A 20,371-nucleotide genomic window follows, 5' to 3' on the forward strand; every position below is an offset into this window, starting at 1 on the left:
GAACCCGGGGGCGAACATAGGCCGATTCACACGCTGAGAACCGGGCGCTTTCGGGGCTGAGGCCAGGGCGCATTCTGTCGGATTTCAGTGCCTTGGACCACACGAAAACTGCCTTGGCGAGAAACTTTCGGCATCTGGCAATACAACTGGCAGGAACCTTGCGCAGATTGTCTGTCTGGCCACTGTTGGCACTTGCGGAAATCTCCCATGATGGAGATATCAAGACGAATCCCGTGAACAAGGAGTGACATTGACTCGCATCGCCATCAATGGTTTCGGTCGCATCGGACGCAGCACCCTGCGGGCCCTGATCGAGCGCGGCAGCGAGCTCGAGGTCGTGGCCATCAATGACCTCGGCGCCGTCGACGATCTTGCTCGGCTGCTGAAGTTCGACACCACCCTCGGACGCTTCAACCATGACGTCGAGACCACCGAAGATTCCCTCGTCATCGACGGCAAGGCCATCAAGGTCTTCGCCGAAAAGGACCCGGCCAAGCTGCCCTGGGGCGAGCTCGGCGTCGACATCGCCCTCGAATCGACCGGCCGCTTCACCAAGGCCGAAAAAGCCAGCGCCCACATCACCGCCGGCGCGAAGAAGACCCTCGTCTCCGCTCCCTCGAAGGGTGCCGACGTCACCCTCGCCTATGGTGTGAACAGCGAGGCGTACAAGCCCGAACACACCGTCATCTCCAACGCCTCCTGCACGACGAACGCCCTGGCCCCGCTGGCCAAGGTCCTCGACGACCTCGCCGGAATCGAGCAGGGCTTCATGACCACTGTCCACGCCTACACCGGTGACCAGATGGTCCAGGACGGCCCGCACAAGGATCCCCGCCGTGCCCGCGCCGCCGCCGAGAACATCATTCCCACTTCGACGGGAGCGGCCAAGGCCATCGGCCTCGTCCTCCCGCAGCTCGACGGCAAGCTCAGCGGTGACGCCATCCGCGTGCCAGTCCCGGTCGGCTCGATCGTCGAGATCAACACGACCGTGTCCCGTGACGTCACCCGCGACGAGGTGCTCGATGCCTACAAGAAGGCCTCCGAGGGCGAACTCAAGGGCATCCTCGACTATGAGGACGAGCCCGTCGTCTCCTCCGACATCGTCGGCCAGCCCGCTTCGTCCATCTTCGACTCGGCGCTGACCCGAGTTGACGGCAAGCATGTCAAGGTCGTGGCTTGGTATGACAACGAGTGGGGCTTCTCCAATCGTGTCGTCGACAACCTCGAGTTCATCGGCAAGAACTGACGTTCCCCGCTGATGTTTCCCGGCGCTCGACGCCGGCGACATTTCGGCGCCGAGGTGGTCCCTCGATGCCAACGGATGCAACTGTGGCCTCGAATCTGCTCAATGCAGATTCGAGGCCACAGCCTTGTGATGACTCAGCCGCCCTTGTGGTGACTCAGCCGCCGGAACTTCACTGACGACGCCTGGTCGCTCAGCATCCTTTAGCGGAGAGCTCAGACGTCATCGGAGCCGGGGGTGCCGCCTTCGTCTTCCCACCGTTCGATCGCGCGGACTTTTGCGCGGCTGAATTTCAGGCGGATGCCGTAGCCGCCCTCTGCGCCGTCGGGAATGAACCGTGCACCGTACTCCTCGAGGGCGAGGATGAGACGACGTTCCTGCTCGGCGGTGAGGTCCGCGATTCCCTTTTCGTAGTCCTTGAGTTCGGACTTCTTGATCTCAGCCTTGTCTGCCACATGCTTGGCTGACACCTGGCAGAGGATCCGCGATGCACGTGCCAGGGGGCCGTCGATGATGATCTCTTCTGTGCTCATGGCTCCACCTTGCCAGAGCCCACCATGCCTGCCAAGGCCAGTTGCCAGAGACATTTCGCAGGTGGGAGTGGATTATATATATGTTCGATTCATGACCGAGCATGTTGTGTCAGTGCCGGTGTCTAGTGTTCTCCTCAAGCTTCCGACATCGGAGTCGGAGGCACCGCGTCGCAGGGTGCGGCGCATGACGGAAGGTCAGAACAATGATGATCACGACCAACAGCGTCGCTCGCTTGGCGCAGAGGTGCGGAGAGTTCCTCGGCGACTTCGGTCAGGCGATGACACCGAGCTACCCGAGTAGCCTCGCGCTGTGCATTCTTGACGCGATCTATTCGACGGGCTCCCACCCGACAGCGGTGGATAACATCGTCGCCCGGTACATCGCCCGACACGGGAACAGCGACGGTGCGAAATCGCTTCGCTATTCGATCGCCGCGGCTGGAGGGGCGGACGTGTGGGCGCGCGAGGTGATCTGCAACCTCAAACCGGCCAGTACCCGCCCCGGGGCAGTTCTCAAGGCTGAGGTCGTCGACAGCGCCGTCCGAGTCATGGCCGACCATGGAATCGATGATGTTGGTGATCTGCGGGCGGCGGTCGGTGAGGGAGTCGGCAGCTTTGCGTTCTCCAGCGACGTGTCGAAGGGGTGGCGAGCTCTGCCCAGCCAGAGCTCGGGCGCTACCTGGCTCCACCTGCTGATGCTCGCCGGGTCCACCCATTTCGAAGTCGACCACAAGGTGGTCGGATACCTCGCCGAGGTGGCCGATTCCGAAGCCGATCTCACCGTCGACTACGTGCACGCTGAGATCGACGCGGTCGCGCGCGTGCTCGACGCCGAGGTGTCGACCGTCGAAAGGATCGTGTGGCAGGCCTCACACGGTCGCATCCTCTCACAGCTCAAGGACGAGGACCTTCTGCCGGCCAGCGGTCCAGTTGAAGGGCCTGAGACGTCCAGCGCGGTCTGGGAGTTCTGTCCGGAACCGCTGGTGAGCAGACCTGTCTGAACCGTGTCGAGCGTTGCGCCTTTCTGATCGGTTCAGCTCTCAGCGTTGCGTCGGTACTGAGCTGCCAGCCGCACCGGTGCGTTCGGAGCACCGAAGCCGTGATAGCCAGTACGGCGTTCGACCATCTCGAAGAAGACCGAGCCGATCGTCGACGTATAGAAATGGAGGAACTCGCCCTCGTCGTCACGGTCGTAGAGAATATTGTGCTCGCTGAGCCGATCTAGGAGCTCCGGTGCGAGGTCGAAGCGTGCGGCAAGGTCTTCATAGTAGTTCTGCGGCACTTCCAAGAACTTCAGGCCTCGCGCGACCGCGGTCATCGCGGCAGTGAAGATGTCGTCGCAGGCGATGGCCACATGCTCGGGGTAGGTCTCTGCGGTTGGGCCAGCACCTCGGCCCAACGCGTTGAGACTGTGGTCGGGGGAGACGTTGAGCGGCATCCTCACTGCCCCATCGGCGCTCGACATCACTTGGGAGCGCACAAGACCGGAGGGGCTCGGCACGTCCTGGGCCGGCAGTGCGGTCAGAGCGAGGAGGGAGGTGTAGAAGAGCACTGCTTCGTCGTAGTGATGAGCAGGCTGAGCGAGGTTGATGTGGTCGATCGCCGACTGCCGGTCGTCCGGGACGGTGCCGAACTCGTCGGTCCACTGCGGATCCTCACCATCGCCATCACCGAAGAAGACCTCTGATCCGTCGGGTGCGAAGACCCCACGCAGCACCTCTTCGTCGTGTGCCTGATCGCGGGGGACTTCCGTGGCCGAGAGCAAGAGTGCACGTTCCATTGCGGCGTCGGCATTGTCGACGGCGAAGCCGATGCCGCGCAGAAATGTTCCGGACCCGGTGGAGTCTGCTGCCAAGGCGGCGGCTTCTTCAGCCGGGTCGGTGGTTTCGTTGGTCACGGTGGTGAATTCGTCGCACGGGCTGGCGGGCTCAGTGACGACGATTCGAGCCTGACCGCGTTGCCACAGCTGCACATGTGGTTTCGTGCGGTGGAAGCCGACGAACCGGAAGCTGAGCTGGTGGATCAACCGGGTGAGCGCGCCCAGGTCATCGGTGTTCAGTTCGACGTAGTCGATGCCTCGCGGCTCCGCGACCTGCGGCAGCGGCTGCAGGTCGAGCCCCACATGAGCGCCGTCCGTGCCGACGGCCGACACATTGGCTTCGAGCCATCGCAGAGAACGCAGTCCGTCGACAGCGGTGCGCTGGGTGTCGGCCTGACGGAAGGAATCGTTGAAGACCTCAAGCGACACCGGTCCGGCATAACCGGTCAGAGCGACGCGAGTGAGGAAGTCCGTGAGATCCCAGGCGCCTTCACCGGGGAACACGCGGTGGTGGCGGGACCAGCTGAGGACGTCCATCGATAGGGCCGGGGCGTCGGCGAGCTGGAGGAAGAAGATCTTCTCGCCCGGAATCTCGGCGATACGGGACAGATCCGTGCCGCGGGAGAGGATGTGGAAGCTGTCGAGGCAAGTGCCGATGCGCGGATGGTCGGCGGCTTTCACGAGATCCCAGGCGCGATCGTATTCGGAGACGAAGCGGCCCCAGGCCAAAGCTTCGTAGGCAACGTCCACGTCGTACTTCTCGGCCAGATCGCCGAGGCGGCGCAGCTGATCGACGACGACCTCATCATTGTCGATGGTCGCGGTGGCCACGTTCGAGCAAAGCAGGATCGTGCTCATGCCCATTCGCTTCATCAGCTGGAACTTCGCCTCGGCCCGGGCCAGGTTGGCGGCGAACTGCTCCTCATCGACGCCTTCGAAATCACGGAAGGGCTGATAGAGGTCAAGGCTCAGCCCGAGACCGGCAGCCAGCGCCGCCGTCGCCTCGGGGGAGTCGGGGGAGACGATGAGGTCCTGTTCGAAGATCTCGACCCCATCGAACCCTGCCGTCGCGGCAGCCTGCAGCTTCTCTTCGAGCGTGCCCGACAGGCACACCGTGGCAATCGAGGTTCTCATCGTGACCTTTCCTCGTGGACGACATCGATCTCTTCCAGGCTCAGTCCCTTCGTCTCCTTCGCCGTCAGTGCAACAAGACCGACGACGATGCAGACACCCGCGGTGAAGGCGGCGACCGATACCCAATTCTCTCCTCCGGCACCGGCGACAGCGGAAGCGAGCACCGGAGCCAAGCCACCGGAGACCGCGAATCCGACCTGGGTGCCCAAGGCCAATCCTGTCACTCGTGCCGTCGTCGGGAACATCTCGGCGTAGAACGAGGGCCAGATCGAATTGGCCAGCGAATAAGCGCAGCCGGACATGATGGCGCCGAAGAGGAAGATGAGCAGCCAATTCCCGGCCGAGACCGCGCCCAGGTACGGGAACATCATGAGGCCCGACCCGACGGCGCCGGTGATGAAGACCGGTTTCCGGCCGAACCGGTCGGAGAGCAGTGCGGCAGCCGGAATCGCGAACAGAGCGACACCATTGGCGATGACCGAGACGAGGAGCATGGTCGACCGTTCGAGTCCGACGATCGACGTGGCGAACGACAGTGACCAGACGGTGAAGACCATGTTCACGGTGTTGACCATGGCACACACGGCCACGCGGACGACCGCGGCCTTATGCCACCGGAATACCTGCATGAGCGGAGGATTGTCGGCACGCGCCTCCTTGAACGCCGGCGGCTCCTCGAGTCCGCGACGGATGAGCCAGGCAGTGAGCACGACTATGGCGGAGAGCCAGAACGGTACGCGCCAACCCCAGCTGAACAGTGCACCGTCGGGCAGGAAGGCGGTGAAGGGAATGAAGACTGCCGTGGCCAGCAGGGTGCCGAACTGGGTGCCGTGCAGCGTCCAGCTCGTCGTCCACGACCGCTTCTCCTCGGCCGAATGCTCGAGGGAGACGGAGATTGCGCTCGCCTGTTCGCCCGAGGCCGACAGGCCCTGGATGATGCGGCAGAGCACGAGCAGGATCGGAGCGAGCATTCCGACCTGATCATAGGTCGGCAGGCAGCCGACGACGAAGGTCGAGATGCCCATCATGAACAAGGTGAGCATGAGGACGAACTTGCGACCGAAGCGGTCACCGAGTGGTCCCATGATGAGCGCGCCCAGCGGTCGCACGACATAGGCGACACCGACTGTGCCCATGGCCAGCAGAATGGCGATTCCCGGAGCGGTGGTCTCGGGGAAGAACAGAGTGTTGAGCACCAGTGCCGCCGCGGTTCCATAGACCGCGAAGTCGTAGTACTCCAGTGCAGAGCCCGTCCAACTCGACAGGGCCGCGCGCAGCGGTGTCTTCTTCTTCGTGGGGCGAGCTTCCTCGATCGCGTTGCTCATGCTTCCTCGCATCTCTCACTCTCAGGGACATGGCGGCGGCCTCAGCGCTGTCGAGCGGTCATCAGGCCGACGTTGTATTGCCATAGTGTGGCAATCATTGTTACATTGTGGTTTACAGTGTGATTGAGATGACATAGCCTGTCAACGTGGAACGCAGGAATTCTGCTTTCCGGACACATGACTTCTATGCCCACACCGCCCAGTACCACCCAACCGACACAGCAACGCAAGGAGGCGAAGCATGCCGCCCAAGGGCTCGAACTCGGTGACGAAGACCTTCGAGATGCTCGAACTCCTCGGAGACTCATCCGAGGGGATCAGCGCCGCTCAGGCCGCCGAGACCACCGGCTACCCGTTCTCGACGGCCTACCGTCTCCTCGGCGGACTCGTCGAATCCGGCTATGCGAGCTTCGACGCACGCACGAAGATCTACTCCCTCGGGATGGAGGTCTTCCGTCTCGCACAGAAGGTGGCGCACCGACAGGGACTGTCCGGAGCGACGAAGGGCCTGTTGCAGGAACTGACGGCGTCGACCGGCGAATCGAGCATCCTCGCCGTGCGTCGCGGCAATGCGGCACTGACCGTGCTCACCGTCGACGGCCCGCAGTTCCGCACGACCACCGATCCGGGAGACGAATCTCCGCTGCATACCTCGGCGATCGGTCAGGCTCTGCTCGCCCACGATCCGCACGTCGACACCACGGTCGGTGCCCTCGAGCTGACCGCCCGCACCCCGAACTCGATCACCGACCCACAGAAGATGCTCAAGCGCCTCGAACAGATCCGCACCGATGGGTGGGCGGGACAGTCCGAAGAGAACGACATCGGCATGAACGCCCTGGCCGTGCCTGTCTTCGACCTCGACGGCACGCTGTTGGCCTCGCTCGCGCTCGCCGCACCGGTCTTCCGCCGCAGCCTCGACGCGCTCATCGAATTCGTCCCCCAACTGACTGAGACCGCGGCAGCCATCGCCGCCCGATTCCCGAGGTGACAATGCCTGAGATCCTCGTCCTCAACGGCCCCAACCTCAACCTCCTCGGCAAACGCGAACCGGAGATCTACGGTCGCACCACCTTGGCCGATATCGAGGCCATGTGCGCCGACACCGCCGCCGAGGCGGGACTCGGCGTCCGCTGCATCCAGAGCAACCATGAGGGCGGGCTCATCGACGCCGTCCACGCCGCCCGGCACTCCACGGTCGGCGCGATCATCAACGCCGGAGCGTACACGCACACCTCCCTGGCCCTGCACGATGCGCTGAAATCCTACGACCACCCGATCATCGAGGTGCACCTGAGCAACCCGCATGCCCGGGAAGCCGTGCGCCACCACTCGTACCTCTCACCCGTGGCCGCAGCCGTCATCGCCGGAGCCGGCGCAAAGGGCTACGTCCACGCGATCGAGATCCTCGTCGACCACCTCACGAACGCGAAAGCGAGACTATGACCTCATCCCTCCTCCTCGGCCTCATCGGCGACGGCATCTCCGCCTCCCGCACCCCGCGGATGCACGAGAACGAAGGCGCCGCGCACTCCATCCCCACGATCTACCGCACCATCGACATCGGCACACCCCGCCTCGCGGAGGTGGGACTCGAGGAGCTGCTCGCCGGCGCGGTCCGGCTCGGCTTCGACGGACTCAACATCACCCACCCTTTCAAACAGCAGGTCATCGGCCTCCTCGATGAGGTCGATCCGGTGGCCGCGCGCATCAATTCGGTCAACACCGTCGTCATCGACGGTGCCGGCCGGACGACCGGGTACAACACCGACGTCACCGGTTTCGCCGCCGGATTCCGTGCCGGATTGGACGGTGCCGCCACCGAGGCGGTCGTGCAGATCGGTGCGGGTGGAGCCGGCCGTGCAGTCGGGTTCGCCCTCGCCGAACTCGGGATCGGCGACCTCGTCATCGCCGACACCGATGTGCAGCGTGCCGAGGGATTGGCCGCGGACATCGTCGCAGCGACCTCGGTCGGAACCCGGGCGAGAGCGATCGGACTCGATGAGCTGGGAGGGGCGGCCGCCTCGGCGCAGGGGATCGTCAACGCCACCCCGGTGGGGATGAAGGCGTACCCGGGAACCCCGGTTGATACTTCGGTCTTCGGAGCGGAGACCTGGGTGGCCGATGTCGTGTACTTCCCGCTCGAGACGCAGCTGCTCGCCGAAGCCAGGGCGAAGGGCTGCCGCACGCTCGACGGGTCGGGGATGGCGGTCAATCAGGCAATCGATGCGTTCGAGCTCTTCAGCGGACAGAAGGCGGACCCGCAGCGCATGCGCGAGACGTTCCTGTCCTTCGGCGCCTGACACGACGAGCCTGATTCGAGGCGCCTGCCCCGCGGAGCCTGACCGGCTTCCGGCCAGGCGCGCACAGTCAGTCTTCGGAGGTGTCGCCGGCGGCTTCGGCCTTCTTCTGCTTGCGGTATTCCTTGAAGAAGCTGATGGCGAAGATGCCGACGATGAGGGCCAGGGTCAGCCACAGTGCGTATTTGTCGATGACCTCGAGGATGTCGACGGCGGCTTCGCCGAGCTGATAGCCCAGGAACGTCCAGATGAGAGTGAAGATGAGGCAGCCGAGGAGGTCGGCGACGAGGAACAGCGACAGGCGCATCCGGGTCCACCCGGCGACGAGGTAGACGAGCGTGCCGGGGATTCCCGGGCAGCGCGAGATCAGCGTCATGAGGAACAGTGCCCAGTTCGGGATCTTCTTCAGCTGGTTGATGCGTTTGAGCTGGCGCTCGTTCTGCGCGAAGAGCCTCAGCACACCGTCGCCCCAGCGGCGCCCGGCCAGCCAGAACGCCCAATCAAGTTTGGCCATGCCGACGAAGCCCGCGACGATGACCAGCCACAGCGGGATCTCACCGACCCGGGCATAGGCGGCGGCCGCGACGATCGAGGTCTTCGCACCGTTGATGAACTCCTGGACGACCGGGGCATTGACGAGCATCCACGGTCGCAGCGGCATGAGGCCGAGATAGATGAGAGGGACGCCGATGATGATGAACAGCAGCAGCTTGTCGAGGCCGGCAGCTTTGCCCTGCCAGGGTTTGATCGCCGCCCATGGATTCTCCTTGGCCTCCGCCTCGGGACCAACAGCGGCATCGGAGCCGGCGGCCGGCTCGGTGGCGTCGGACGTCGCCGATGAGGAGTCTGCAGATACGGGCTCTGCCTCGTCGCGGTCCGCGCGATCGTCGCTCATCGGTGGGCTCCTGCAGGTCGTCGTGGCGGTCGGCGCTTACGGTATCACAGGCAACCGTTCACCCCACTTAAGAAGACTCTCATCGCCTCCGGCTCGACTTTGCCGCGGGCCTTGGGCAATGTGGACGGTATGGGTGGACGATCGAAGATCCTCGGCGGGGTTGTGGCCGGCCTCGTCGTCATGCTCGCACTGCTGACCGTGCTCATCGTGCGCAACACCACCCAATCAGAACCGCCGGATCTCAGCCCGGTGGAAGTCACCCCCGAACCGACGGAGACCTCCGAGCCGAAGAATTCCGAAGCCGATGCCGACAGCTCTGTCGAGGCAGACTCCAACGGCAGCGCATCTGATAGCAGCGCCGCCGACGGCCGCGCATCGGAGGACAGCGAGTCCGGAGATGCGGACTCGAAGGACCCGCAGGAGATCGAGCACTCCTACGAACCGGTGCCGAACCCGCCTCGCGAAGCCCCGGCGGCGGGGACGACGACGGCGACGACGGCGGCGATGACGACGACGGCGACGACGACGGCGATGACGACGACGGCGACGACGATGACGACTGAACGGCGCGTCGGGCTGACCGTTCAGAACCGCCTGACCATCACCGTCGCCGTGCTGTCCGTCCTCACTCTCTCCATCGTCGGCCTCATCCTCTACACCGTGGAGTCGAACAACGTCTCCGGCCGAATCACCGCCTCGATGTCCCAAGAGATCGACGAGATGCGAACGTTCTCCGAGAACGGGATCGATCCGCAGACAGGCAAACCGTTCACCTCCGTCGATGAGATCCTCAGCAACTTCCTCGCCCAGAACAGGCCGGACGAAGACGAGGTGCTCTTCTCCTTCCTCACCGACGGCAGGGTGCTCTACCAGGGTGAACCGAAAGACCTTCTCGGCAGTTCGAGCGCCTTCGAGGAAGCCGTGGCCGGGGCGGCGGAGAAAGGCGGGGAGATCCGCCTGACCGTCGGCGACGTCGAATACGAAGGCTTCGTCCTGCCCATCACCGGCGCCGAGGCGGCAACGGGCACGAACACGGATACCAAGGCCGCGCCCACCGACCCGACAGATCGGACGGAGGGCGTCAGCGAAGTGGCGGGCGGAGCGGCCGCGACGAATGGGGGCGGAGCCTTCGTCGTCGTCCACAACGTCACGGCCAGCCATGCCGACCTCGGACAGATCATGCAGATCTACGTCGTCGTCGCGCTCGCCGCCACCCTGCTCATCGCGGGTCTCTCCTCACTCCTGGCGCGGAGGCTGCTGTCTCCGGTGACCGAGCTGAGGCGGACCGCGCAGTCGATCTCCGGCGGTGATCTCAGCAGCCGCCTGGAGACGAAGGGCCACGACGACATCGCCGAACTCGGGCACACGTTCAACGACATGCTCGACCGTCTCGAAGCCGCCTTCGAAGCGCAGCGGCGGTTCCTCGACGATGTCGGGCACGAGCTGCGCACCCCGCTGACCATCCTCGGCGGTCACCTCGAGACGATGAATGCAGAGGACGTCGGTGACGTCGAGGAGACCCGGGCGATGCTGCTCGATGAGACGGATCGGATGGGCCGCCTCGTCGAAGAGCTGCTCCTGCTGGCCCGCGCCCGACGCCCTGACTTCGTGCGCTTCGCCGAGGTGGACCTCAGCGGGGTCGTGTCCGACTCCCTGGCGAAGGCCAAGGGGCTCGGGGACCGGGAATGGGGCCTCGAGGTGCCCGAATCGCTGAGCTTCCACGGGGACCGACAGCGCCTGACGCAGGCGCTCCTGCAGCTGGCGGCCAATGCAGTCGAACACACCGAGGACGGTCAGGTGATCGTGTTCGGTGCCCGCGACGACGCCGAATCCGTGCATATCTGGGTCCGGGACGAAGGCGAAGGGGTGCCCGAGGAGATCGCCGAAGACATCTTCGACCGCTTCTGCCGCGGCTCGACCGACGGGGCCGGCTTCGGGCTGGGGCTGTCGATCATCTCCGCCATCGCCGAGGCGCATGGAGGCAGAGTCGTTCTCGACCAGACCTCCATCGGTGCACAGTTCCGCATGATCCTGCCGAAAGGACAGAAGTGAAGAGCATTCTCGTGATCGAGGACGAAGAGCGGATCTCCGCCTTCATCTCGAAGGGCCTGACCGCCGCCGGATTCAGTCCGCAGATCGCCGCCGACGGCTTCACCGGACGAGACCTGGCATTGACGGGTGACTTCACGCTCGTGATCCTCGACATCGGTCTGCCCGGTCTCGACGGCTTCAGCGTGCTGGGCCAGCTGCGCGAGCGGCGGCCCGAACTTCCCGTGCTCGTGCTCACCGCCCGCGACAACCCGGACGACACGATCTATGCCCTCGAGTCCGGGGCGGTCGACTATATGATCAAACCCTTCCGATTCGCGGAGCTGCTGGCTCGGGTCCGCCTGCGGCTCAAGGAGAGGCCGCAGGGGCAGGAGGTCACTGAGCTCATCCGCGATGGTGTGCGCATCGACCTGCTCAAACGGCAGGTGTGGGTCGATGACCGTCTCGTCGAACTCTCGGCCCGGGAGCTGTCGCTGGCCGAGATCCTGCTCCGCAACCGCGGCAACGTCCTCTCACGCGAACAGCTGCTCTCACACGTGTGGGGCTTCGACTTCGACCCCGGCTCGAACGTCGTCGACGTCTATATCGGGTACCTGCGCAAGAAGCTCGGCTCTGATTTCGTCACCACCGTGCGCGGCTTCGGATACCGCGTGGACTGAACCTAAGATCTTTCTCATCCGCGTCTTAATTTCATCTTAATCACAGCCGACAAGCTGAGATGTATGAGAAGACGATTGAGAGTCGCACTGTTCTCCCACGATTCGCTGGGACTGGGCCACATCCGCCGCAACCGGGCTCTGGCCTTCGCTCTGGCCAGGGACCTGCCGGCACTGACCGGCCGAGAGGTCTCCGGTCTGCTCATCGCCAGCAGCCCCGAGGCCGCGCGATTCGACCTGCCCGATGGCTGGGACTGGGTCATCCTGCCCGGAGTCACTCCCGCACCCGGCGGCTATGTCCCACGGGCGCTCGCCTCCTCGATGCAGGGGCTGCGGGCGCTGCGGGCGGCGGCGGTCTCCGCGATCCTCGACCAGCAGCGGCCCGAGCTGTTCATCGTCGACCGGCATCCCTTCGGCATCGGCGGTGAACTCGCCGAGGCCATCGACCAGGTCCGCGGCCACGGCTGCCGTACGGTCCTCGGTCTGCGCGAAGTCCTTGACACCCCGTCGGTCATCGACGCCGAATGGGAGAAGGTCGGAGGACCCGCACGCGTGGCCGATGCCTTCGATGAAGTCTGGATCTACGGTGACCCGGACGTCTACGATCCCCGGTCCACCGGCGAAGTTCCCGCGACCTTGGCGGCCAGGGCCGTCACCACCGGCTACCTGTCCCAGGACCGTCCCGATGACGGCGGTGCCCTTCCTGAGGGAGTCGAGGCGGCGCGCGTCGGGTCGGCCGGGACCGAGTCTCCAGGGGTCGGATCCCAGCGTTTCGTCCTCACCTGCCTCGGCGGGGGATCCGACGGCGGCAGCCTCGCCTCCATCGCCGTCGACGCACAACCGCCCGATGGTCACCGTCACCTCATCGTCACCGGTCCGCAGATGGACACCGAGGAGTTCGACCGACTGCGTGTGCGCGCCGGTGCGACCACCACCGTCATCCGCCACCACGAAGACATCCCCGGACTCGTCGCCTCCGCCGAGGCGGTCGTGTGCATGGGCGGGTACAACACTCTGGCCGAACTGATGGCCACCGACACTCCGGCACTCGTCGTCCCACGCAAGGGACACCGGGCCGAGCAGCCCAGACGGGCATTCGCCCTCGCCGCTGCCGGCGCGGTCGATGCCCTCACGATCGACAGCCTCGACGCCGAGGTGCTCAGCGAATGGTTCGCCGGCCGGTCGGACGTCCCACCGATCGCTCCCATATCGACCTCTCGGGTCTGACCACCGTGCCTCGCCTGGCGGCCGAGCTCATCGCTGATGCCCGCGCCGAGGCGCCGGCCTTTGTCCCCGAAGCCGCACCGACAGCGGCGCACCGACCGACCGCGCCTCGCGGCACAGCCTCATCCGCCCGTCTGCCCATCACCTTGGAGGAGACCAGCCATGCTGTCTGAACAGACACACACCATTTCGACGCCGGCAGCGCCGTCAACACCGCAGGCACGACAGTCCGGCCGCCGTGCCTATGTACTCAAGATGTACCCGCGGTTCTCCGAGACCTTCATCGTCTCCGAGATCCTCGCCCGCGAAGCCGCCGGAGAAGACCTCGTGATCTTCTCCCTGCGCCCGAGCACGGACACCCGCTTCCACCCCGAACTCGCCCGCGTCCGCGCCGAGGTCATCCACATCGATCGGCCCTCGAGCGCCCGCAGCTTCTGGCAGTCCTTCGCCGAGGCCGCAGCGGAACCGCGCGTGGCCGCGGCAGTGCCGGGCCACCTCGGCGAGCTCATGGAACTGAGCCACGATGATGTGATCCAAGCGCTCACCCTCGCCGGGTTGGCACTCGACCACGAAGTGACGCACCTGCACGCGCACTTCGCGTCGGTGGCGACGACGGTGGCCCGGCGCCTCGGCGCTGACGGGGATCCCGTACTCCTTCACCACGCATGCGAAGGACATCTTCCACGAGGATGTCGTGCTCACCGACCTCGCCCGCAAGACCGCGGACGCCGACCATGTGATCGCGATCAGCGAATTCAATCGCCGCTACCTGTCCACGGTGCTCGGGCCCGAGCTGGCCGACCGGATCGTCGTCGTGCGCAACGGCCTCGAACTCGACCGCTTCCCGTACCGGCCCAGGCAGGGAGCAACGGGCGAGGTTCCCTCGCTGCTGGCTGTCGGCCGCCTCGTCGAGAAGAAGGGGTTCACCCACCTCCTCGACGCGCTCGCCCGCCTCCGCGACGAGGGAACGAGCTGCCGCCTCGATCTCGTGGGCACGGGCCCCCTGGAGGAGGAGCTGCGCGCGCAGTCCCGCACGCTCGGGCTCGATGAGCTCGTGACGTTCCACGGAGCGCTCACCCAGGCCGAGGTCCGTGACATGCTCACCGACCACGACATCCTCGTCTCCCCATTCGTCATCGGCTCCGACGGCAACGCCGACGGCCTGCCCACCGTGCTGCTGGAGGGCATGGCCACCGGAATTCCCTGCATCGCCGGCACCGTCACCGCCGTGCCCGAGGTCATCAACCACGGTCGCACCGGGTGGCTCGTCGACGGCACCGATGAGCAGAACATCGCCTCCACCATCGCCGAGGTGGTCGCCGCCCTGCGTACGGGCCCCGCCGGAATCCGTGCCGTCACCGATGCCGCCCGTGACCGCGTGAGCCGCCTGCACGACTCGACCGTCCAGGCCGGTCAGCTCGGACGTCTCGCGGCCGCGGCCGCCGATCGTGCGGCCGACCGCTTCGACGATCGGGCCGGTGCGGCGGTCGCAGCGAGCGAGGTCGCGGCCGGTCCGACCACGGCCGCGACCACCGAGTTTGAGTCCGTTCGTGAAATGGAGTCAGTGTCATGAGAATCGCCTATGTCCTGCTCGACCCGGGCATCGGGGTCTTCGGCACGAAGGGGGCCAGCGTCCATGTCCAGGAGGTCGTGCGCACCTTCCGAGCACTCGGTCACGAGGTCAGCGTCTTCTGCACTCGCACCGATGACGACGTGCCCGCCGACCTCGCCGATCTCGACGTCACCCGACTCGAGGTGCCGCGCGGCCTCGACCGCTCCCAGCGTGAGATCGCCCTGCTGCGGCTGTCCGATATGCTCGCCGACATGGTCACGGACACGGTGGCCGCCTCGGGGCAGGGTTTCGACCTCGTCTACGAACGGTATTCCCTGTTCTCCACCGCAGGGGCTCGGATCAGTCAGCGCCTCGACGTGCCCCTGATCATGGAGGTCAATGCGCCTCTGCTCGACGAGCAGCGCACCCACCGCGGACTCGTCCACACCGAACATGCCGCCCGCGCCACCGCGGCCAGCTTCGCAGGAGCCGAACGCATCGTATGCGTGAGCGAACTCGTCGCGGACTGGGTCCGCCGAGACTATCCCGGCCTCGACGATGTCAGCGTCGTCCCGAACGGAGTGAACACGGAACGGATCACCCCTGCGGAAGGTCACGACCGCCTCGGCGATGGGATCCGTCAGGAACACGGTCCGGTGCGGATCGGGTTCGTCGGCACGCTCAAACCCTGGCACGGCACGGATCGGCTCCTTGCCGCCTGCTCTGGTCTGGTCGGGGACTTCCGCGTCGACATCGTCGGCCACGGCCCCGAAGCCGAGGCGCTCGAGAACCAGGTGCGCAGGCTCGGGTTGGGAGGACGAGTGCGCTTCCACGGTGCGCTGGCGCCGGAAGCGGTGCCTCAGGCTCTGCGCGAATTCGACATCGCGGTCGCCCCGTACCCAGCAGGCGAGAACTACTTCTCCCCGCTCAAGGTCTACGAATACCTGGCGGCGGGCCTGCCCGTCGTCGCATCGGCGGTCGGCGCGATCCCCGGCGTGCTCGCAGACACCGGGGCCGCGATCCTCACCGACCCGGCCGACACCGCGGACCTCACCGACGCGCTGCAGAGACTCATCGACGATGCCGAACTGCGTGCGACGATGGGGCAGCGCGCTCGGGAAGAGGCTCTGACCAGCCATTCCTGGACTCGCCGGTGCCAACAGATCCTCGCGCCGGTCGGGTCGAGACCCAGAACCCCGGCGGTGATTTCATGACAGGGAAGAAGCTGACCGCGTCGGCGCTGCGGCGGACCCTGCGGATCATCCGCCCGCACCTGCGCCGGCACACGTGGCTGATCATCGGCGGAATGGCCGCCCTGCTGGCCGACGTCGTCTTCCGCATCCTCGAACCATGGCCGATCAAGATCGCCGTCGACGCCGTCACCGCGGCTCTGGGCGCCCAGATCGCACCGACGTTCGGACTCGACGCCGGAGTCGGCACCACGCTCGCGGTCGTGGCCATCGGACTGGCCGTCATCGTCGGCGGACGGGCCGCGGCGAACTACGCGTCGACGATCTGCTTCGCCCTCGTCGGCGCCCGCGTGGCCACCCAGCTGCGCTCACGCGTGTTCGACCATGTTCAGTCCCTGTCGCTGCGCTACCACTCGAAGGCGTCGATCGGCGACACCTCGCAGCGACTCGTCGGTGACATCGGGCGGCTGCAGGAGGTCGCCGTCACCGCGGGCCTGCCCCTGGTCGGCAACGTCATCACCCTCGCCGTCCTCCTCGTCGTCATGGTCGTCCTCGACCCGGTGCTCAGCGCGATCGTGCTCGTCACCGCCGCGGTGTACGGACTGTTGTCGAAGGTGGCGACCCCGAAGATCACGAAGGCCTCCCGCTCCACCCGCAAGGGCGAGGGCCGTCTGGTCGGATCCGCCGCCGAGGCGCTCGGCGCCATCCGCGTCGTCCAGGCCTACGGACTCGAGAAGACCGTGGCCCGCGACTTCGCCGACGGCAACGAACGTGCCCTCAAAGCGGGGGTGCGGGCACGCCGCCTGGCCGCCGGACTCGAACGTTCCACGGACGTCCTCGTCGGCATTTCGCAGGCACTCGTGCTCGCCTTCGGCGGGTGGCAGGTGCTGCGCGGGGCGATGTCCCCGGGCGACCTCGTCCTCTTCCTCCTCTACCTCAAGATCGCGATGAAACCGCTGCGGGACATGGCCAAGTACACCGGCCGCATCGCCCGCGCGGCCGCCTCGGGGGAGCGGATCGCCGACCTCCTCGACGAACCCGTCGAGATCGCCGACGCACCCGATGCCGTGACCATGGGTCCGGTCTGCGGCGACGTCGTCTTCAATCAGGTCACCTCGACCGATGGGCATGGTCGGCCGCTGTTCGACGAACTCGATCTGCTCATTCCGGCCGGTCAGAAGGTCGGCATCCTCGGTGCTTCCGGGGCCGGAAAATCGACCCTGATGAGCTACCTGCTGCGACTGTCGCAGCCGGACTCCGGGTCGATCTACCTCGACGGCTACGACACCCACAACGTCACTCGCGCCTCCCTGCGGCAGAACGTGTCCGTCCTCCTCCAGGAGTCCGTGCTCTTCGCCGCGAGCGTGCGCGAGAACATCCGCTACGGCCGGCTCGACGCCACCGACGCCGAGGTGGTCGCTGCCGCCCGCGCGGCCCGCGCCGATGAGTTCATCCGCTCCCTCCCCGACGGCTACGACACCGAGCTCGGCAACCGCGGGGACACGCTCTCGGGAGGGCAGCGGCAGCGCCTGGCCATCGCCCGGGCACTGGTACGCGACGCCCCGGTCGTCGTCTTCGACGAAGCGACGACGGGGCTCGACCCGCAGACCCGCGCCGAGGTGGCCGACTCCGTGTCCGCGTTGACACAGGGACGCACGAGCATCGTCATCAGCCACGACGTGGCGATGATCCGCGGACTCGACCGCGTCGTGTGGCTCGAGGACGGGCAGATCGTCGAGGACGGGGCACCGAGCGAGCTGGCCGCGGCCGCGGACTCGCGATTCGCCCGATGGATCCGCTCGCAGGCCGACGAAGCCGGCAGCGTGCCGAGCCGACCGGTGGAGGTGCCGCCGGCTCCGACCGTACTGCAAGCGGAAGCTGGACCTCGTCCGCCCGTGCTGCCAGCGGACGCGGGGCCGCGCCCAACCGAGCCGCCCACCGTCGGCAGCTCACCACGCTATGCAGGAGCCTCATCATGACCGCATCGATGACCGATCCAGTGAACGACCTCGCGGACTCGAGATTCGCGATGCTGCCCTATATCGATGAGCTGCGATCGGCGGACGGCCTCTCCCACTGCCTCGGCTTTGCGGTCCGGCCCCGCCGGATCCGCGTCAAACCGGGACAGAGCGCCATCGTCGCGTGGCAGCGGGACGAGTCCGGCCACCTCGGCGAGTTCGCGGACTGGGGATTCACTGCGGTGATGACGAGCCCGGACAAACTCGCCAATGCGCGGCGACGAGCTGCCCGGCACGGGCAGGACCTGACCGTCCATGAGGCGGCTGATCCACGGTCGGCCGGTGCAACCGGTGCCGTCCTGGTCAGCGGTGGAGTCCTGGCCGACCCGAGGATCGGGAAGCATGTGGCGCGGACGCTCGACCACCTCGGCGGGGATCTGGAGATCATCGGATACAACCCCGCCCGGCGGCTGCTGCTCAAGCACACCCCGATCGATGGGGTGCCGGAGATCGTGCGGATCGCCGCCGAATCACAGATCCACCTCGCCGAGGCGGGGCAGCGGTGGCAGCGGGCGGACCTTCCGAGTCTGCCGGTCGAGTTCGTCGGCGGACGTGACACGTCCACGCGTTCGCCGTGGTGGGGGACCGGTGACCTGCGCGATCGTCCGGATCCGAACATCGCCGAGGAGGTCGGCGTGATCATCGCCGAACTGCACAGAAGCGCTGCGGCAGGCGAGGACGGACGTGCGATCGACTCTCCGCTTGCCCAGCTCGAGACCGTCAACCGGTCACTGGTCCGGCTGCTCCCGGAGCGAGAGACGGTCGTCGCTGAGATGCTGGCCGAACTGAGCCGCCGCCTCGGGTCGAGTCGGGAACTGCGGGAGATCCACGGAGATCTCAGCCCTGACCAGGTGCTTCTGGCGAATTCCGAGTGCCGGATCATCGACCTCGACCGAACCGGGTATGGTCCGGCCGGGGTGGACCTGGGCCGGTGGATCGCCGCCTGCCGTGTCGACCAAGTGCTGAACGGACTCGAACGGCCGTTCCTCGACGGCTACCGATCCGCGGGAGGCGAAGTGGTCGACCCAGGTGCCTGGACAACGTGGGCGATGCTCGTGGCCGCACTCGAATCCTGGCGCAGCTGCTCCGCGACCTGGAGAGACGAGACCAAGAGGATCGTCGACCTCGCACGTACCGCCCTGGACGAGAACGTCCCGACAACGCAGGTCGCATCATGACCGCGACGAATCTGGGGGTGGCGAAGCAGGGCGAGACGAAGCGGTGTGAGACGATGTTGGGCCAGACGCGGCGGGTCGCGACGGGGGCGCCGGCTCTGCACATTCCCGATGCTGTGACGATCGACGGACAGGACTGGACCGTGCGCCGAGCCTGGCCCGCCGGAGACGGTCGAATCGCGTGGGAGGCGATGCTTCCCGACCACGGGATCCGAGTCGGCTACCTCGATGCACACGGCGTGAAGGTCCTCGCCGCGGATCGAGATCCGAAGCTGCCGGGACTCGCCAGGCTGCTCGACGACGGCGGCCGCCTGGTCTCTCACCGGCCGGGCAAACGCGCCGTCGTCCGCCTGCCCGACGGCAGCTTCGCCAAATGTGTCCGCGACGGAAAGGCGTCCGACGTCCTCGCTGGACAGCGCCGGGCAGCTGGATTCCTTCCCGGTTTTACCCTCCCGCAGGTCCTCCGGTCCGATTCTTCGACCGTTGTGCTCGGTGTGGTGCCCGGAGTCGAACTCCACGAACCTGCCGAGCTCGGCGCGGATTGGTCACGCGCCTGGGCCGAATCCCTCGACGCCTGGGCTCAGGCAGGGTCGCACCTGTCGCCGGCGGCGTCATCATCGTCCATGCCGATCCATGATGCTGCTGCCGAGATCGAGGTTCTCCGCACCTGGCGTGAGCGCGCTCGCCCCATGCTCGAATCCGCGGAGAGTGCGCGGGCGCAGACGCCGCACCAGGCGCAGACACGGCTCCAGACACAAACGCAGACTCTGAACCAGACGGAAACGGTGCTCTCCGGGGTGGACGAACTCATCGCAGAGGTCACGACTGAACTCGACGACGGGGCCGCCTCGGCGATGGAGCGACCGATCGGCCTCGTCCACCGCGATCTGCACGACAAGCAGATCATGTGGGACCCGATCGCCGGACCGGGACTGCTCGACGTCGATACGGCGTGCCTGGGCGAACGCGCACTCGATCTCGGCAACCTCCGCGCACATGCCCGATGGCGCACCATGCAGGGACTGTGGACCCCCGCCGAGGCGGCCGTGGTCATCGACGAGATCGCAAGAGCCGCCTCGGCGGCGGAGATCGACCCGGCCAGGGTGAGCGTCTACGAGCGGGCCACCCTCATCCGGCTCGCCTGCGTCTACGCATTCCGGCCAGCCTGGCGCGATCGCACGGGGGCACTGCTCGACGCCGTCGCAGCGAGCCGGTCCGAGCCTGTAGGCAGCCAGACGTCGACACGCTAATCTGGGCG

General features: G+C 66.3%; 19 protein-coding genes. 14 read left to right on the plus strand and 5 right to left on the minus strand.

Going from position 1 to position 20,371, the window contains the following annotated elements:
* Positions 1-250: 250 nt before the first annotated feature.
* Positions 251-1,246: a type I glyceraldehyde-3-phosphate dehydrogenase gene (gap, locus tag AC2W7L_RS05345; RefSeq protein WP_486003583.1), complete on the plus strand. Its 996-nt coding sequence runs from the start codon at positions 251-253 to the stop codon at positions 1,244-1,246.
* Between the two features lie 212 nt (positions 1,247-1,458).
* Here gap and AC2W7L_RS05350 read toward each other — a convergent pair whose 3' ends face one another.
* On the minus strand, positions 1,459-1,776 hold the full coding sequence (locus AC2W7L_RS05350; protein ID WP_169253309.1) for an XRE family transcriptional regulator: 318 nt from the start codon (positions 1,774-1,776) through the stop codon (positions 1,459-1,461).
* Positions 1,777-1,979: 203 nt separating this feature from the next.
* Here AC2W7L_RS05350 and AC2W7L_RS05355 point away from each other — a divergent pair, with 203 nt between their 5' ends.
* Entirely contained in the window at positions 1,980-2,777 is a 798-nt protein-coding gene (locus tag AC2W7L_RS05355) for a hypothetical protein (protein ID WP_486003584.1), read from the plus strand.
* 32 nt (positions 2,778-2,809) lie between these two features.
* Here the strand turns inward: AC2W7L_RS05355 and AC2W7L_RS05360 are convergent, their stop codons facing one another.
* Together AC2W7L_RS05360 and AC2W7L_RS05365 are read right to left on the minus strand one after the other, a co-directional pair.
* Entirely contained in the window at positions 2,810-4,729 is a 1,920-nt protein-coding gene (locus tag AC2W7L_RS05360) for a bifunctional sugar phosphate isomerase/epimerase/4-hydroxyphenylpyruvate dioxygenase family protein (protein ID WP_486003585.1), read from the minus strand.
* Entirely contained in the window at positions 4,726-6,054 is a 1,329-nt protein-coding gene (locus tag AC2W7L_RS05365) for an MFS transporter (RefSeq protein WP_486003586.1), read from the minus strand. Before AC2W7L_RS05365 ends, AC2W7L_RS05360 begins: the two co-directional genes overlap by 4 nt.
* A gap of 241 nt (positions 6,055-6,295) precedes the next feature.
* Between AC2W7L_RS05365 and AC2W7L_RS05370 the strand changes: the two genes are divergently transcribed.
* Genes AC2W7L_RS05370 through AC2W7L_RS05380 form a run of 3 tightly spaced genes read left to right on the plus strand, consistent with a single transcriptional unit; the run spans position 6,296 to position 8,357 of the window.
* Complete coding sequence (locus tag AC2W7L_RS05370; RefSeq protein WP_486003587.1) at positions 6,296-7,045, plus strand: IclR family transcriptional regulator; 750 nt, start codon at positions 6,296-6,298, stop codon at positions 7,043-7,045.
* A gap of 2 nt (positions 7,046-7,047) precedes the next feature.
* Positions 7,048-7,500 (plus strand): type II 3-dehydroquinate dehydratase, encoded by a 453-nt coding sequence (gene aroQ / locus AC2W7L_RS05375; RefSeq protein WP_486003588.1) that lies wholly within the window; start codon positions 7,048-7,050, stop codon positions 7,498-7,500.
* Positions 7,497-8,357 carry a shikimate dehydrogenase gene (locus AC2W7L_RS05380; protein ID WP_486003589.1) on the plus strand — a complete coding sequence of 287 codons (861 nt, stop codon included), beginning with the start codon at positions 7,497-7,499 and terminating at the stop codon, positions 8,355-8,357. Before aroQ ends, AC2W7L_RS05380 begins: the two co-directional genes overlap by 4 nt.
* A gap of 67 nt (positions 8,358-8,424) precedes the next feature.
* Here the strand turns inward: AC2W7L_RS05380 and AC2W7L_RS05385 are convergent, their stop codons facing one another.
* Positions 8,425-9,249 (minus strand): DedA family protein, encoded by an 825-nt coding sequence (locus AC2W7L_RS05385; RefSeq protein WP_486003590.1) that lies wholly within the window; start codon positions 9,247-9,249, stop codon positions 8,425-8,427.
* A gap of 129 nt (positions 9,250-9,378) precedes the next feature.
* Between AC2W7L_RS05385 and AC2W7L_RS05390 the strand changes: the two genes are divergently transcribed.
* The 4 genes from AC2W7L_RS05390 to AC2W7L_RS05405 all read left to right on the plus strand — a co-directional run bounded on the left by AC2W7L_RS05390 (position 9,379) and on the right by AC2W7L_RS05405 (position 13,351).
* A complete protein-coding gene (locus AC2W7L_RS05390) occupies positions 9,379-11,301 on the plus strand; it encodes a sensor histidine kinase (RefSeq protein ID WP_486003591.1) in 1,923 nt (640 codons plus the stop codon).
* Complete coding sequence (locus tag AC2W7L_RS05395) at positions 11,298-11,957, plus strand: response regulator transcription factor (RefSeq protein WP_486003592.1); 660 nt, start codon at positions 11,298-11,300, stop codon at positions 11,955-11,957. The genes AC2W7L_RS05390 and AC2W7L_RS05395 overlap by 4 nt, the downstream gene beginning before the upstream one ends.
* 63 nt (positions 11,958-12,020) lie before the next feature.
* Positions 12,021-13,181: a glycosyltransferase family protein gene (locus AC2W7L_RS05400; RefSeq protein ID WP_486003593.1), complete on the plus strand. Its 1,161-nt coding sequence runs from the start codon at positions 12,021-12,023 to the stop codon at positions 13,179-13,181.
* 5 nt (positions 13,182-13,186) lie between these two features.
* A complete protein-coding gene (locus AC2W7L_RS05405) occupies positions 13,187-13,351 on the plus strand; it encodes a hypothetical protein (RefSeq protein ID WP_486003594.1) in 165 nt (54 codons plus the stop codon).
* A gap of 34 nt (positions 13,352-13,385) precedes the next feature.
* On the opposite strand, the gene AC2W7L_RS05410 is transcribed toward AC2W7L_RS05405, so the two are convergent.
* The gene (locus AC2W7L_RS05410) at positions 13,386-13,880 is read right to left on the minus strand and encodes a hypothetical protein (protein WP_486003595.1); all 495 of its coding nucleotides are present in this window, start codon (positions 13,878-13,880) and stop codon (positions 13,386-13,388) included.
* Between AC2W7L_RS05410 and AC2W7L_RS05415 the strand changes: the two genes are divergently transcribed.
* Genes AC2W7L_RS05415 through AC2W7L_RS05435 form a run of 5 tightly spaced genes read left to right on the plus strand, consistent with a single transcriptional unit; the run spans position 13,873 to position 20,363 of the window.
* Entirely contained in the window at positions 13,873-14,751 is an 879-nt protein-coding gene (locus AC2W7L_RS05415; RefSeq protein WP_486003596.1) for a glycosyltransferase family 4 protein, read from the plus strand. The two genes, AC2W7L_RS05410 and AC2W7L_RS05415, sit on opposite strands and share 8 nt — an antisense overlap.
* Positions 14,748-15,944, plus strand: a complete 1,197-nt coding sequence (locus AC2W7L_RS05420; protein ID WP_486003597.1) for a glycosyltransferase family 4 protein — start codon at positions 14,748-14,750, stop codon at positions 15,942-15,944. Before AC2W7L_RS05415 ends, AC2W7L_RS05420 begins: the two co-directional genes overlap by 4 nt.
* Positions 15,941-17,899 carry an ABC transporter ATP-binding protein gene (locus tag AC2W7L_RS05425; protein WP_486003598.1) on the plus strand — a complete coding sequence of 653 codons (1,959 nt, stop codon included), beginning with the start codon at positions 15,941-15,943 and terminating at the stop codon, positions 17,897-17,899. Before AC2W7L_RS05420 ends, AC2W7L_RS05425 begins: the two co-directional genes overlap by 4 nt.
* Positions 17,896-19,116 carry a phosphotransferase gene (locus AC2W7L_RS05430; protein WP_486003599.1) on the plus strand — a complete coding sequence of 407 codons (1,221 nt, stop codon included), beginning with the start codon at positions 17,896-17,898 and terminating at the stop codon, positions 19,114-19,116. The genes AC2W7L_RS05425 and AC2W7L_RS05430 overlap by 4 nt, the downstream gene beginning before the upstream one ends.
* Positions 19,113-20,363 (plus strand): phosphotransferase, encoded by a 1,251-nt coding sequence (locus AC2W7L_RS05435; RefSeq protein ID WP_486003600.1) that lies wholly within the window; start codon positions 19,113-19,115, stop codon positions 20,361-20,363. Before AC2W7L_RS05430 ends, AC2W7L_RS05435 begins: the two co-directional genes overlap by 4 nt.
* Positions 20,364-20,371: the final 8 nt, after the last annotated feature.

The organism is Brevibacterium sp. LAARM3_SD1, from assembly GCF_057364765.1.